10 protein-coding genes are annotated in these 14933 nt (G+C 38.7%); all 10 read right to left on the bottom strand.

The window, feature by feature from the left end; translation table 11 throughout:
- Positions 1-1110 precede the first annotated feature (1110 nt).
- Entirely contained in the window at positions 1111-2628 is a 1518-nt protein-coding gene (locus tag J2786_RS05930; protein WP_047430331.1) for a TSUP family transporter, read from the bottom strand.
- Between the two features lie 5 nt (positions 2629-2633).
- Positions 2634-5510: a TonB-dependent receptor gene (locus tag J2786_RS05925; RefSeq protein WP_047430333.1), complete on the bottom strand. Its 2877-nt coding sequence runs from the start codon at positions 5508-5510 to the stop codon at positions 2634-2636.
- Positions 5511-5888: 378 nt separating this feature from the next.
- Entirely contained in the window at positions 5889-7565 is a 1677-nt protein-coding gene (locus J2786_RS05920) for an NADPH-dependent assimilatory sulfite reductase hemoprotein subunit (protein WP_047430336.1), read from the bottom strand.
- Between the two features lie 42 nt (positions 7566-7607).
- On the bottom strand, positions 7608-9320 hold the full coding sequence (locus tag J2786_RS05915) for a diflavin oxidoreductase (protein ID WP_047430339.1): 1713 nt from the start codon (positions 9318-9320) through the stop codon (positions 7608-7610).
- Positions 9310-10155 carry a uroporphyrinogen-III C-methyltransferase gene (gene cobA / locus J2786_RS05910; protein WP_047430342.1) on the bottom strand — a complete coding sequence of 282 codons (846 nt, stop codon included), beginning with the start codon at positions 10153-10155 and terminating at the stop codon, positions 9310-9312. The genes J2786_RS05915 and cobA overlap by 11 nt, the downstream gene beginning before the upstream one ends.
- Before the next feature lie 23 nt (positions 10156-10178).
- Entirely contained in the window at positions 10179-11090 is a 912-nt protein-coding gene (cysK, locus tag J2786_RS05905; protein ID WP_047430345.1) for a cysteine synthase A, read from the bottom strand.
- A 20-nt stretch (positions 11091-11110) separates the two neighbouring features.
- Positions 11111-11941 carry a serine O-acetyltransferase EpsC gene (gene epsC / locus J2786_RS05900; RefSeq protein WP_047430348.1) on the bottom strand — a complete coding sequence of 277 codons (831 nt, stop codon included), beginning with the start codon at positions 11939-11941 and terminating at the stop codon, positions 11111-11113.
- 3 nt (positions 11942-11944) lie between these two features.
- Entirely contained in the window at positions 11945-13183 is a 1239-nt protein-coding gene (locus J2786_RS05895) for a sulfate adenylyltransferase subunit 1 (RefSeq protein ID WP_047430350.1), read from the bottom strand.
- A gap of 105 nt (positions 13184-13288) precedes the next feature.
- Entirely contained in the window at positions 13289-14197 is a 909-nt protein-coding gene (cysD, locus tag J2786_RS05890) for a sulfate adenylyltransferase subunit CysD (protein ID WP_047430353.1), read from the bottom strand.
- Between the two features lie 11 nt (positions 14198-14208).
- On the bottom strand, positions 14209-14922 hold the full coding sequence (locus J2786_RS05885) for a phosphoadenylyl-sulfate reductase (protein ID WP_047430354.1): 714 nt from the start codon (positions 14920-14922) through the stop codon (positions 14209-14211).
- Between the last annotated feature and the right edge of the window lie 11 nt (positions 14923-14933).

The following is a 14933-nucleotide window of genomic DNA, read 5'->3' as shown; positions in this document are numbered from 1 at the left end:
AATTAATTAGTTTAAGCAGCTCTTTTTTAAGAGCTGTTTTTTGTTGGATAATCGCAAGGGCGCAAAGATTTTTAAAATTTATGTAAAATTTTTAAGTCGCAAGAATATTTCGACTTCGCTCAATATTAGATTTTCAGCAAGGGATATGATGTAGACTTTTTTAAAGATTTAAAAGAAATATACGGTATTCAATTTTATCGGAGATAAAATCCTTGCGCCTTATAGCAGCCTTTTTGATGTCATCTTGCGTCTTTGCGTTTAAAAAAATATTTACGAAAAAACATTCAAAAAAATAAAAACGCAAAGCTTTAATGGTTTCAGATTTTTATTAAAGTGAGCAAAGTGTCGCGACTAAGTCGCTGATGAAGGTTTGTACTATACATCCGCATAAAAAGATTTAATTTTTAAACCATTTTTGCTAAACCTTAATGACCTGTGAAAGAATAAGATATCCAGCATTCAATTTTATCGGAGATAAAATCCTTGCGCCTTATAGTAGCCTTTTTGATGTCATCTTGCGTCTTTGCGTTTAAAAAAATATTTACGAAAAAACATTGAAAAAAATAAAAACGCAAAGTTTTAATGGTTTCAGATTTTTACTAAAGTGAGCAAAGAGTCGCGACCATGTCGCTGATGAAGCTTTGGACTATACATCCGCTTAAAAAGAATCAATTTATTGATTTCCGACTTTGCTTCCTTGAATTATAGGTTAGCAATTAGATTCTTTGCGTTTTAAAAAACATTCAAAAAAAACGCAAAGTTTAAAGTATTTGAAGATTTTTACTAAAGTGAGCAAAGGGTCAGCGACAATGTCGCTGATGAAGCTTTGGACTATATATCCGCTTAAAAAGAATCAATTTATTGATTTCTTACTTTGCTTCCTTGAATTATAGATTAGCAATTAGATTCTTTGCGTTTTAAAACATTCAAAATAAGAAAACGCAAAGTTTTAATGGTTTCAGATTTAAAATAAGAAAACGCAAAGTTTTAATGGTTTCAGATTTTTACTAAAAATGAGTAATGATAGTGTTAATACACTGCATCATTAATTTTTCCCCCTGATGCCTCAAAATAAAGTAAAACATTAAAATCTCTGCGTTTAATTTTTTTTTATGATAAAAATGATTTTGTTATTGTAACAAGGCTCATCAGAATAACCACAATTCCTACCACAACAAACATTTTTTTTGTCGGAAGTTTTGCTGTAAGCATCGCCGAAAACGGAGCCGTAAAAATACCACCCAATAAAAGTCCTAAAACAATATTCCAGTGATGAATTCCAATAGTGAAAATAAATGTTATTGCACTTGTTACGGTCAGTAAAAACTTGGCTACTGTGGAGCTTCCCACGACATAACGGGGGATCCTTCCCTCTTTGATCAGTGTTCCGGTTACCAAAGGTCCCCAGCCGCCACCAGCAAAGGAATCAATAAAACCTCCTGCCAATCCTAATATTCTGAGATTGGTTCTGCGTTTGGTTTTCGCTTGTCCTGATTTTTTATCCTTAAATGCATTTCGTAAGATGTTAATTCCAAGATACAAGGTGTAGCAGGCAATAATAGGCTTTACAATATGAGCATAATGTTCCCCGTAATGAGACAGCGTTAATGCACCGATAACAGAACCTACAATAGCCAGCGGGAATAATACCCACACCATTTTCTTATTGACATTTCCCAGTTTGTAATGGCTGAAACTTCCTGCTGCTGTGGTAAAGGATTCCGCAGAGTGGATGCTCGCACTCACAACAGGTGGTGGAACATTCAGCAGTAAAAGGATGGTGGTACAGATCACTCCATAGCCCATTCCCATAGATCCGGCGACAATTTCCGCCATAAAGCCTGCAAACAGCATCCAGTAAAAGATATGACCGTCTTTGTTCAGGAAATATTGGATGTCATCTGAAAGATTAAACTGATAGACTACAAGTCCAAATAATCCGAAAAGAAGTAAAACACCAATGATTGCAAGGTAGATATTAGCTTTTCTTTGAGCTGTTTTGGTAATATTAATCAGTTTTTCAATTTCCATATCCGGTTTTAAAGAAACTTTTCCATCGGACAGATATTCCGTAGTGATTTTGTTGAGTTCCTTCACTTTATAATTGAAATCTCCGGTCAGTCTGTTTCGGATATCCTGCATATTATCCAACACATGATCCATTTCATCAGGAATGACTTCGGTAAAGGTTTCCCTTAATCTTTTGGCGATGGTAGGAGATTTTCCGTTGGTAGAAATGGCAATTTTAAGACTTCCTTTTTTGACAATGGAACCTAAATAAAAATCACACAGATCAGGCTTGTCAGCAATATTCACCAATACATTTTTTTGCTGGGCTTTTCCCCTGATTTCTCCTGCCAGTTCAATATTATTTACTGCAATAATGGCAAGATCTGCATCATTAAAATCATGCTCATCGTAGCCTCTTTCATGCAGGGTTAGATTAGAAAATTCATGTTGTAAGGCTCTGACTTCAGGAATAATTTCTTTCGCCACCAGTTTGATGAAAGTATCCGGAGAGTTTCCCAGTACGGACTCCAGTTTTTCAAGGGCAACCTTGCCACCGCCGATGATCAGCAGTGACAGGTTTTCAAGTTTTAAAAATATGGGATATAAAGAATTGCTCATCCTGATTACAGTTTTAAGTCATACGTAAAAGCGAGATAATACAGGCCTCCGATTTCAGGGCCTGCTGCATACTGGAAATAACGTCGGTTCAGCAAATTGGTAGCTCCAATTTTAATATTCGCATGAATTTCAGGAAGTTTCCATGTTGCCTGGGCATCAATCGTATAATAAGCCGGAATTTCTCCGGATGCCAGCGGACTTTCCCATGTAAAGCCACTCTGCCATCTTCCTACAATGGTAAACCCTATATTCTTGACGATTTCTCTGTTTCCAACACTTACGTTTACCATCCATTTTGGAGTGTTGAATGCAGTAATAAAGAGGTCTGAGGTATTGTTGGATGCAAGATCGTTATAAGAAACATTGGTATTGATATTATAGTTTCCTGTAATATTATACCGGACTCCAAAAGAGGTTCCATAACTTTTGTAAGTGCTGTTACTATTGGTATAAACCCTGTATCTGTCCTGTTTACTTCTGTCGAGCATCGCAAGTACGGCTGCATTGCTTCCCACCTGGCTGTTTTTTGGAACTGCCACTTCTACCTGTCCCAGGAATCCTTCGTAGATATTGTAATAGAAATCCCAGTCCAGCACCAGTTTATTATTGAAAAACACAGACTTATATCCTACTTCAAATGAATTGATTTTTTCCGGCTGTAGTTTTTGTAAACTGGCTACCGTTAAAAGCTGTTTATTATCCTGAGCAGCCTGGCTTTGGGTTTTTCCTGCATCCACATCTGCATTTACCGCTGAGGTGAACCGGTCAATAGAAGCCAGTGTATAAGAATTTTCCAGATAACCTAATCCGTCATTTACTTTTGAAAGACCTCCTACTCTTCTTACATTCCCGTTGTTCACGAAAGAAAGAGCTTCAAATAACGAAGGGAAACGATATCCGTTTTGAAAAGATGCCCTGAAATTATGCTCTTTAACAGGAGAATACACCACGCTGAACCTTGGATTCAGCTTTGCTTCAAACTCCGGGTTTCTGTCAACACGTAATGCGGCGTTGATTTTTAATTTATCATCAAAGAAAAGCTTGGTAATCTGTGCAAAAGCTCCATATTTCTGATAGATCACATCTTTCCCGAAGGTGCCGTTGGCTAAAGGAATATTTCTTTCACTCACAGGACGGTTGAAATCAACAAAGTTATTTCCATCCGGAGTAATGCTGTACAGTCGGTAATCCACACCAGCCAGAAGGCTGAAAATTTTCACAAATCTGCTGAAATCATAGGTAAGCTCACCCTGATAAAAGCGGGATTTCTGTTCAAGCTTTGCGCCTCCTGTTGCCGGAGCTCCAGCTACTCCTGCATTGGCTGAATCCCAGTTATTGATTCCGATAATGGTATTTTTTAACTGTTCAAAGGCTGCGGTTCCAGGGACTGCCCTGTTTTTATCGGCTTCCTGACGGGCGAGAATAAATGCGTCATTAAGATTGGTTCCAGCATTTAAGCTGTTCTGAAGAGCAGTCTGAAATATATTTTTCCAGTTGGTATTGGAAAGATTCGTAAGGTCCAGATTGTCTGCCAAAGGCTTCAGGTTATAAGAATCTCCTGTACTTTCGATGGATACATATGCTCTGAAAGTTAACTCTCTTCCTGTCAGTTCTACTTTATGGTTCTGAACCGTAGCGTTTTGCAAGCGGATTTTATTTCCTCTCTGAAAAGTTCCGTCCAGCAAACCGTAACGATAGACGTAAGAAGTTCTCCACTGGTCCCCGAAACGGTAATATAATCCTGCATCGAATTTGATATTCTTCACATCAGGACTCACAAGATCTTTTTCAAGATATCCTGTTCTGGAAACGTTGAATGTAGTAGGTTTACCATTGTAATCCACTTTTACGGCAACACGGTTGTTTCTTTCATCACCGTATTTATTCCAAAGATCTTCAGCCGGATTATTGGCCAGCGAAAAATTAGGATTGGCTGTTACCAATGAACCGGAATTCTGATCGGTAAGATTGTTGGAAATCCAGTCTGTTCCACTGAAATAGGAAGCATTCACCTTTACTGCAAAGTTTTTATTGATCACCTTTGCAAAACGGATGGCACTTTCTCCCAGGGAACTTATTTTATGGTTGACATTATCTATATGATTCACTCCGCCACGGAAATATACACTTATTCCTTCAGAAGTAAACGGATCTTTGGTCTGTAAACTCGCCAGTCCGTTAATGGCATTCATTCCGTACAATGCTGAAGCGGCTCCCGGAGTGACTTCCATCGACTGGATATCCAGTTCTGTAGGTCCTATTGCATTTCCTAGTGGTACACCCAGCGTTGCAGATTGTACATCTACACCGTCTACCAACTGCATAAAACGGAAATTATTAGGCGAGTTGAATCCTCTTGAATTTGGAATTTTTAAAGTAAGACTGGAAGTTAAAAGCTGTAATCCTTTTACATTTTCCAGGGTTTCATAAAACGATGCTGCCGGACTTTCCCTGATCGTTTTGATATCAATTTTTTCAATAGCTATCGGTGATCTCAATATCTTTTCCGGAACCCGTGAGGCGGAGATCACGACATCATCAATGATGGTGTTCTGAGGATTAAGTCCCACCGTTATTTTGTTGGAAGGCGAAAGGATTTCAACCGTCTGGCTGCTGAACCCGTCTTTCTGAATAACCACTCTGAATGGAATAGTAACCCTTGTTCTGAGCTTAAAATTACCCGATTGATCGGTTAATACGGTGTCCTGTGTATTTTCGATCTGTACTTTTACAGAATCGAGACCTTTATGTGTTCCTGTATTTTTGATGCTTCCGCTAAGCTCTATAAGCTGCTGCTGTGCTTCTGCAAGGTTAAAAAATAGAAATGTAAATGCTATAATACCTGCTTTAGGCAGAAAATTTCCCTGCTTTTTGTTTTTCATTTTTTCTTCATTTTTTAGGTTGAGAATGAAGCTGTCTGAATTTTACATTGATTAATTTTAACCGCAAAAGGCCCAAAAGTTTTTTATTTTAAAACAATTTAGTTCACTTAAGTAAGTTTAAAATGATAAAAGTTCACATAAGATAAAAATCAAAGATTTTACAAAACTTAGTTGTACTTATTATGCATAAAACTTGGCTCTTAAAAAGCTTAAGTGTTTAAAACTTTTGTGACTTTTGCGGTTTGAATCGAAAAAGTTGAAACAGCTTTGTATATATTGTTATTTGAGAATCAACAACACATACACATTCGTCTACCTAAAAGAAGAGATTTAGTTTTTTTGTTTTTTTTCAGATCATAATGAAAATTGGCCATATAATTAATTTAAGGTGTGTAAGTAACGGTATGAAAAATCACCAAATGTTTCCTCTGCAAGTCTTTTCTGTACATAAATCCCGAAAAGCTCATCCAGCGTGGTAAGAATCTCTTCTTCCCCTATATTTTCTTTAAATTTTGTATTCAGTCGCATTCCTAAACGGTCTCCTCCAATGTGAAGATTGTATTTTCCGTAGGCTGTTCCTACAAATCCTATTTCCGCATTAGGAGATCTTCCGCAACCGTTAGGACAGCCGGTCATACGGATCGTGATATCTTCTTCCAAAAGACCATATTTCTCAAGGATAGGTTCTATTTTTGTGACCAGAGAAGGAAGATAACGCTGAGCTTCCGCTAAAGCCAATGAACAGGTGTTCAAAGCCACACAGGCAACAGAATTTTTACGTAAGGCACTTGCGCTGTTGGTATAATCTGAAATTCCGTATTCTTTTAAAACAGCTTCAATTTCAGGTTTATCTTTTTCATCAATATCGGCCAGAATAAGGTTCTGGTTGCAGGTAAAACGGAAATTGGCTTTACCAGTCTGTGCAATTTTTAATAATCCTGATTTTAAAGGATATTCAGCTGTATTAAGGATTCTTCCGTGCTCTACAAATACAGTATAAAACCATTTTCCTTCATGATTCTGAATCCAGCCATAACGGTCTTTTCTCTGTTCAAACTTAAATTCGCGGGCCGGTTCAAAACTGAATCCTGTTCTTTTTTCTACTTCAGCTCTGTACTGGTCGATACCCAATTTATCAATCGTATATTTTAACCTTGATAATTTTCGGTCGCTTCTGTTCCCAAAGTCTCTTTGAACCGTGATGATTTCATAGACGGCCTTCAATACTTTTTCTTCCGTATCCACAAATCCAAGGATGGAGGCGAGACGGGCATACGTGGCTTCATTTCCGTGCGTGGCTCCCAGTCCTCCGCCGGCAGCAATATTATACCCCACGATTTTATTATTCTCAATGATAGCAATCAGTGCAATATCATTGATAAATACATCTACATCGTTATTGGGCGGAACAGCAATTCCTATTTTCAGTTTTCTTGGAAGATATCTGTCCTGATATAATGGATCTTCTTCTGCTTTACGATCAACCAAAAGTTCGTCATCAATCCAGATATCGTAGTAAGATTTGGTTTTTGGAAGACACATTTCACTGATTTTCCCTGCCAGTTCGTAAGCTTCCTGCTGTAAAGGAGATTCTGAAGGATTGGCTGTACAGGTAACATTTCTGTTGACATCTCCACAGGCTGCAATAGAATCCAGATGCTGCAGATTGAAGCTCTGAATGGTAGGTCTTAAATGTGATTTTAAAATCCCATGCAGCTGAATGGTTTGTCTTGTCGTTACTTTAATGGTTCCTGTTGAGTGATCTTCAGCGGTTTCATTCAATCCTACCCATTGTTCCGGAGTTAAAAAGCCACCGGGAAGTCTCAATCTGATCATATAAGAATACAGCCATTCCAGTTTTTTGGAGACACGCTCTTCCCTTCGGTCTCTGTCGTCCTGCTGGTACATTCCATGGAATTTGATCAAAGTTTGGTCATCTTCCCGGATAGCTCCGGTAAATTGATCAGCAAGGCTCTCTTTTAAAGATCCTCTGAGCCCGTTACTGCTGGTTTTAATCCTTTCTACCGGTGAAAGGTTTTCTTTATCTTTGTTCATAAATGTTTCCTTTAATTTTTTACGAATACTTCTTTACTCCGTTTAATAAACATCTTTGGCATATCTGCCGTCAAGCTCCATTTCTTCCAGATAATTTACAGCATCTTCTTTGCTGCGTTTTCCTTCATTCTGAATAATGGTCAGAAGTGTTTGTTCCACATCACGAGCCATTGGTTCTTTAGCGCCACATACGTATACTGACGCGCCACCTTCCAACCAGTAAAATACTTCCTGAGCCTTTTGCTCCAGCCTGTGCTGAACATATATTTTTTCATTTGTATCCCTGGAAAAAGCAAGATCCAAATGAGTTAAGCTGCCTGTTTTAAGGAAATCCTGAAGTTCAGCCTGGTAAAGAAAATCTGAAACGAAATTCCTGTCTCCGAAAAACAGCCAGTTTCTTCCTTCTGCACCTGTTGCATCACGTTCCCAAAGAAAAGACCTGAAAGGCGCAATACCTGTTCCCGGTCCTATCATAATGATGTCTTTATCAGCTTCCGGCAGTTTGAAGTGTCCTGCATCCTGAATATAAAATTCCACTTCTTCTCCTTCTTTGAATTCACTCAGAAAACCACTGCATAATCCGTTGTGTTTCTGATGATCAATAAAGAATTCTGATTTCGCAACGGTAATATGAATTTCCGTGTCACCATGAGCTTCCAGAGAGGACGAGATTGAATACAGACGTGGCGCCTGAGCGGTTACTATCTGTAAGATTTCTTCAAATTCCTTTGCATTTTTTACGGGATAAATTCTAAGGAGGTCAAGAAGACTGAGTCTCACTTCCGGGATGGAATGTCCCGTTATTTTTGCATATTGAGCAACGACAGATTTGAGTAAATAGCTGATGTTAAGATGCTTGTGCAGCAGTTCTTCAACAGAAGCTGTAACCTTAGCTGTTTCTATCTGTTTCTGAGGATCAATTCCTGTCAGCGTAATTATTTCATCTACTACAGATTTTGAATTGAATGGAATAATTCCCAGCGCTGCTCCAGGTTGGTAGGCAAGCGCTTCTTCTGTTTCAATTTCAATATGATACGTTTCTTTTTCAGAAGTAATATCGTTCAGATTGATGATGGCTGAAACTTTCCCCTGGTATTTCTTTCTTCCGGTAGAAACCTTTGGTGCTGTAACATTTTTTGGACTCTGATCTGCATTTTTATTTACCGTTTCGACTACATGTTCTATCCAGTGAGAAGCTTCCTGTTCATAGTCTATATCGCATTTCCTGATTGGAATAATGCGCTGTGCACCTAATATTTCAAAACGTGAATCTACATCTTCTCCGGTTTGGCAGAACAGAGGATAACTGCTGTCTCCCAAGGCCAGTACTCCATATTTCAGTCCGCTGAGATCAATTTCATTTTCATGAATATAATCGTAAAACTTTTTGGCAAGAGCTGGCGGTTCTCCTTCTCCCTGAGTGCTGATCACAACGAAAAAGAATTCTTCTTTAGCCAGATCTTTAGGTTTGTATTGCGAAAGATCAGCAAGTTTAACCTGAAGTCCTTTTTTCTTCACGATACCTGCCAATGCTGTAGCCAGTTTTTTGCTGTTTCCGGTTTCTGTTCCGTAAGCCAGAGTTATCTTTTTTACAGCATTTTGAGTGCTGTTATTGAGTTGCTGTGGCGGTAGTGCGTCGGTCAGCGAAGTTCCTCCGGCAATGCCTGCAAGATATCCACTTGCCCAAATGGCTTCATCTCTGGAAAGGTCTCCGGAGATTTGTTTTAATACATTTAATTTTGTTTCAGACAGCATATTCAAAGAAATTTTGAGTTGTAGGGATTAGACTTCCGTTTTCCACTGATTTGAAGTAAAGACCTTCCTGTTCTGCATTTTCAAGCCATGAAAACTCTTCGTGCAGATTGACAATCTTGCCAACTACAACCAAAGAAGGTGATGCAAAAGCTTTGTCTCCGAATTTTTCGTTAAAATCATCAAAAGATGATGTGTACACCTTTTGATAAGGTGTTGTTGCCTGTTCAATGACTGCAATTTTTTTATCACTTGAAATCCCTAGCTGTATAAGCTTTTCCACAAGAGGAGTAAGATTTCCTTTGGACATGTAGAAAACAAGAGTATCATTGGTGAAAGCAAGTTCTTTCCAGTATTCTTCAGTTACGATTTCCGATTTATAATACGTCAGAAAACGAACTGATGTAGAATATTCTCTTGCTGTTAAAGGCATCCCTGCAAATGCTGCTGCTCCTAAAGCTGCTGTAATTCCCGGAATAATTTCGTACGGAATATGATTCTGTTTTAAAGCCTGCAGTTCATCCAGAATATTGGAAAATATAGAAACATCTCCTCCTTTCAGTCTTACAATGGTTTTGTTCTGAAGGGCATATTCCACCATTAAAGTATTGATATGAGACTGAGGGGTAGACGCATTTTTGCTGCATTCTTTCCCTACGTAGATGATTTCTGTGTTTTTATTGACGTAGGTTTCCAGAATTTCCGGACTTACAAGGCGGTCACATAAAATGACGTCTGCTTCTGCGATTGCTTTTACTGCTTTTACAGTGATCAGTTCAGGGTTGCCGGGCCCTGCACCGATAAGGAATACCTTTGGTGATTTTATATTTGTTTTCATTGAAGTAGGTGTTAATTAAGGATTTAGAAGAGTCCTTCTACAGAGAGATACCTTTCTCCTGTATCGTAATTGATGGTAAGGATTTTAGCGTTAGGTGGTATTTCCGGTAAATGTTTGGCAATGGCTGCTAAAGCGGCTCCTGTGGAAACTCCCACAAAAAGACCTTCTTTTTTAGCTGCATTAAGGGCGTATTCATAAGCTTCCTCCTTGCCTACTGTGATTACTCCGTCTAAAAGGGTAATATCCAGAATGGAAGGTACAAAGCCTGCTCCTAATCCCTGTAATGGATGTGGTGCCGGGCTTCCTCCACTTAAGACGGGTGATAATTCCGGCTCTACAGCAATTACTCTTACGTTTGGATATTTTTCTTTGACGGTTTTTGCAATTCCGGTGATATGTCCTCCGGTTCCTACTCCGGTAATGATATAGTCGAGCCCATCAGGGAAGTCTTTTAAAATTTCCTGAGCAGTCGTCTCAACATGAACTTTTACATTGGCAGGGTTATCAAACTGTCTTGGAATCCATGAATTGGGTGTTTCTTCAGCCAATTCATTAGCTTTTTCAATTGCACCTTTCATTCCTTTTTCTCGTGGAGTAAGCACGAATTCTGCTCCGTAAGCTTCCATAATTTTACGGCGTTCTATACTCATGCTTTCCGGCATGACAAGAATGAGTTTATATCCTTTTACAGCTGCTACTAATGCAAGACCTATTCCTGTATTTCCGCTGGTAGGTTCTATGATGGTGCTGTCTTTATTTAGTAATCCTTTGGCTTCTGCATCTTCAATCATGGCCAGGCCAATTCTGTCTTTAATGCTTCCGCCAGGGTTGCTTTTTTCAAGTTTAATCCAGATTTCGTGATCTGAATTGAATAATTTATTAATTTTTACGACGGGAGTATTTCCAATCGTTTCTAATGCGTTCTGAAATCTCATATCTTTATTTTTTTGTTTTTTTAAATCACAAAGGTTAATGATTCCGGTAATGAAGTATTATCCTTTATTTTTATTTCACTTTTATGGTAAACCAGCGAATTGGCAGGAACATCCTGGGTTATCCAGACATTTCCTCCGATAATGCTTTCTCTGCCAATGGTAGTTTCACCGCCCAAAATGGTTGCTCCAGAATAGATAATCACATCATCTTCAATATTGGGATGCCTTTTCTGGTGGGCTTTTTCTTTGGAAACATTTAATGCTCCGAGGGTTACTCCCTGATAGATTTTGACATTATTCCCGATGACCGTTGTCTCCCCGATCACAATTCCTGTCCCATGGTCAATAAAAAAAGATTTTCCGATGGTGGCTCCCGGGTGAATATCAATTGCCGTTTTGCTATGGGCATACTCTGAAATGACGCGTGGTACTATTTTCACTTTCTGACTCCATAATTGATGTGAAATGCGATAAACATATGTGGCAAAAAAGCCGGGATATGCCAGATAGACTTCTTCCAGAGAATCGGCGGCAGGATCAAATTCTACAATAGATTTTGCATCCAGTACCAACTGATCGTAAAGGTCAGGCAGAGATTCAAAAAACTGATTCACCTGTTTCTCAGTACTGTCCTGATCTCCTGTTACGGTATTGATCTGTTCTGAAAGAGTTTCCCGCAGCGCTTCAAAACTTCTTTTAAGTTGCTCTTCAGTATTATCATTCTGAGGAAGGAAAAGTGTTTCATACAAATCCTTAACCCATTTTTTTGTCTTTATTTTATCAAAGAATCCATGATTACTATTTTGTTTGGTCTGATGAATTCTTTGCGTTAATTGATCGGAAATTGCCATTTTTTATTGAATTATACAGGCTGCTACCGTTGAATTGGACGTTTCATCCACCAAAATGGCAGAGCCCGTTGTTTTATTATTGGTAAAGCTGTCATAGACCAAAGGCTGTGCCGTTCGCAGGGTAACTTTTACAATTTCATTCAGTTTAATTTCGCTGTCTGCCTGTTCATGGATCAGGGTGTTAACATTGATCTTATAATCTACCTCTTTGACAATTGCTTTCACAAGTCTGCTGTTCTGCTGCAGAAGGTATTTATTCCCTGGTTGTAACGGTTTCTGATCAAGCCAGCATAACAAAACCTGAAGGTCTTTCTCAACGGCCGGAATCTGTTCTTCTGTGACAAAAATATCTCCTCTGCTGACATCTACATCATGAGCAAGATGGATCACTGCAGGCTGCCCTTCAAAAACTTCTTCTTTTTCAATCCCATTGATCTCAATTTTAGTAATTTCAGTGGTTAGATCTGCCGGAAGAATATGGATTTTGTCTCCTTTTGTGAATTTTCCACTTAATATTTGTCCGGCGTATCCTCTGTAATCGTGCAGTTCTTCGGTCTGAGGACGAATAACATACTGAACCTGAAAACGGTTTCCATTGTTTTTTTCTTCATTCAGGGTTACTTCTTCAAGATATTCAAGAAGTGAATTTCCTTTGTACCAATCTGTTCTGGAGGATTTTGAAACGATATTATCTCCTTTCAATGCTGAAATGGGGAAATAAGTGACATCGTTTAATCCCAGATTTTCTGCAATTTTTGAATAGTCAGATTTAATGGATTCAAAAACTTCTTCCGAATAATCTACCATATCCATTTTATTGATGGCTACAGCCACTTTCTTTAATTGTAATAAAGAAGCGATGATAGAATGTCTTCTGGTCTGTTCAATTACGCCTTTTCTTGCATCGATCAGGATAACCATCAGATCAGAATTGGATGCTCCGGTAATCATATTACGTGTATACTGTACGTGCCCGGGTGCATCAGCGATGATAAATTTTCTTTTTGCCGTTGAAAAATAACGGTAGGCAACATCAATGGTGATTCCCTGCTCTCTTTCTGCGCGAAGACCATCCGTTAAAAGGGCAAGGTCTACTCCGTCTTCATTTTTGTTTTTTGAATGTTTTTCAAGGACTTCCAACTGGTCCTGTAAAATACTTTTGCTATCGTAAAGCAGTCTGCCGATAAGGGTGCTTTTACCGTCATCTACGCTTCCTGCTGTTATAAATCTTAATATATCCATCCGATTTTAATTATAAATAATGAGTAATTGGTAATGAGTAATATTCTGTCGCTAAGAAGTAAAGTTGTCTGTTCTATTACTTATTACTCATTGCTGATTGCTTATCTAAAAGTAGCCTCCTTTTTTTCTGTCCTCCATAGCGGCTTCTGTCACTCTGTCGTCGATTCTAGTTTCACCACGTTCTGAAATTCTGGTCGCTACAATTTCTTCAATGACGGCATCTATTGTCACTGCATTGGACTCTACTGCTGCGGTACAGGTCATGTCTCCTACAGTACGGTAGCGTATTTTTTTGGTTGTGATGATATCTTCAGGTTCTAATACAACATGTGAAGAATTGGCAAGCCACTGGCCGTTAAAATCTACCACTTCCCTTTCATGCGAGAAATAAATAGAAGGAAGTTCAATTTTTTCTCTCCGGATATAATTCCAGATATCGAGTTCTGTCCAGTTGCTGATAGGGAAAACTCTTACATTTTCTCCTTTGTGGATTTTTCCGTTAAAGATATTCCACAGTTCAGGACGTTGAAGCTTAGGATCCCATTGCCCGAATTCATCACGAACTGAAAATATTCTTTCCTTGGCGCGGGCTTTTTCTTCGTCTCTTCTGGCTCCTCCGATACAGGCATCAAATTCAAATTCTTCAATGGTATCAAGAAGTGTATAGGTTTGCAGCCAGTTTCTGCTTGGAAATTTACCTTTAGCCTCGGTGAGTTTTTTACTTTTGATAGTATCTTCCACTTTTCTCACAGCAAGATTAACATCTAACTGCTTTACCAGCTGATCACGGAAATCCAGTACTTCCGGAAAGTTGTGCCCGGTGTCCACGTGAACAAATGTAAATGGGATTTTCCCGTGAAAAAATGCTTTTCTTGCCAGGTGAGCCAGTACGATACTGTCTTTCCCTCCACTGAATAATAAAGCCGGACGTTCAAATTGACCTGCTACTTCTCTTAATATATAAATAGATTCGGCTTCTAACTGATCTAAATAGTTTAACTGCTGTATTGACATGTTTTTCTTTTTTATTGATGAATATGCAGACCGCATTCTTTTTTGTTGGCATCCTCCCACCACCATCGGCCGGCTCTGAAATCTTCCCCTTCTTTAATCGCTCTGGTACAGGGTTCACATCCTATGCTTACAAATCCTTTCTTGTGAAGGTGATTGTAAGGTAAATGATGATTTTTCACGTATTCTGTCACCTGTTCTGTTGTCCAGTGAAGGATGGGATGGAATTTTATGATCTTATTATCCTGATCCCACTCCAGCTGTGGCATATTCTGCCGGTTTGGGGAATGTTCGGATCTAAGACCGGTAATCCATACTTTATAACCTTCCAGTGCTTTTTTTAATGGATGAACCTTACGGATGGTACAGCACGCTTTCCTCTTTTCAACTGACTGATAGAATGAATCAGGGCCGTTTTCTGTTACAAATTCTCTGAGCTCTTCCATATCCGGATAATAGGCTTTGATATTCTTTTTGAAGAATGCTTTTGTGGAAGTCCAGGTTTCGTAGGTCTGCTCAAAAAGTCTTCCTGTATCCAGGGTAAAAATTTCAATATTTAAATCTTTTATCAGATGAGTGATTACCTGATCTTCGTAACTGAAGCTGGTTGAAAAGATCACTTTATCCGGAAATCTTTCAGCCAGTAATTGCAGTCCATTAGTTTGAAAAGAAGCTTCAGTAGCCTCTCTCAAAAGGTTTTCGTATTCATTTTTCAGACTGTTTTCCATTTTGAATTGAG

Source organism: Chryseobacterium vietnamense (assembly GCF_031454475.1).
In the GTDB taxonomy this organism is placed as follows: Bacteria; Bacteroidota; Bacteroidia; order Flavobacteriales; family Weeksellaceae; genus Chryseobacterium; species Chryseobacterium vietnamense.
Note: the sequence above shows the minus strand (reverse complement) of the source record. Positions and strands in the feature narration are given on the sequence as shown.

What these genes read in the sequence shown, in the direction of transcription:
- J2786_RS05930 (WP_047430331.1), bottom strand. Translation starts at nt 2,628, where the DNA reads ATGAGCAATTCTTTATATCCCATATTTTTAAAACTTGAAAACCTGTCA.
- J2786_RS05925 (WP_047430333.1), bottom strand. Translation starts at nt 5,510, where the DNA reads ATGAAAAACAAAAAGCAGGGAAATTTTCTGCCTAAAGCAGGTATTATA.
- J2786_RS05920 (WP_047430336.1), bottom strand. Translation starts at nt 7,565, where the DNA reads ATGAACAAAGATAAAGAAAACCTTTCACCGGTAGAAAGGATTAAAACC.
- J2786_RS05915 (WP_047430339.1), bottom strand. Translation starts at nt 9,320, where the DNA reads ATGCTGTCTGAAACAAAATTAAATGTATTAAAACAAATCTCCGGAGAC.
- cobA (WP_047430342.1), bottom strand. Translation starts at nt 10,155, where the DNA reads ATGAAAACAAATATAAAATCACCAAAGGTATTCCTTATCGGTGCAGGG.
- cysK (WP_047430345.1), bottom strand. Translation starts at nt 11,090, where the DNA reads ATGAGATTTCAGAACGCATTAGAAACGATTGGAAATACTCCCGTCGTA.
- epsC (WP_047430348.1), bottom strand. Translation starts at nt 11,941, where the DNA reads ATGGCAATTTCCGATCAATTAACGCAAAGAATTCATCAGACCAAACAA.
- J2786_RS05895 (WP_047430350.1), bottom strand. Translation starts at nt 13,183, where the DNA reads ATGGATATATTAAGATTTATAACAGCAGGAAGCGTAGATGACGGTAAA.
- cysD (WP_047430353.1), bottom strand. Translation starts at nt 14,197, where the DNA reads ATGTCAATACAGCAGTTAAACTATTTAGATCAGTTAGAAGCCGAATCT.
- J2786_RS05885 (WP_047430354.1), bottom strand. Translation starts at nt 14,922, where the DNA reads ATGGAAAACAGTCTGAAAAATGAATACGAAAACCTTTTGAGAGAGGCT.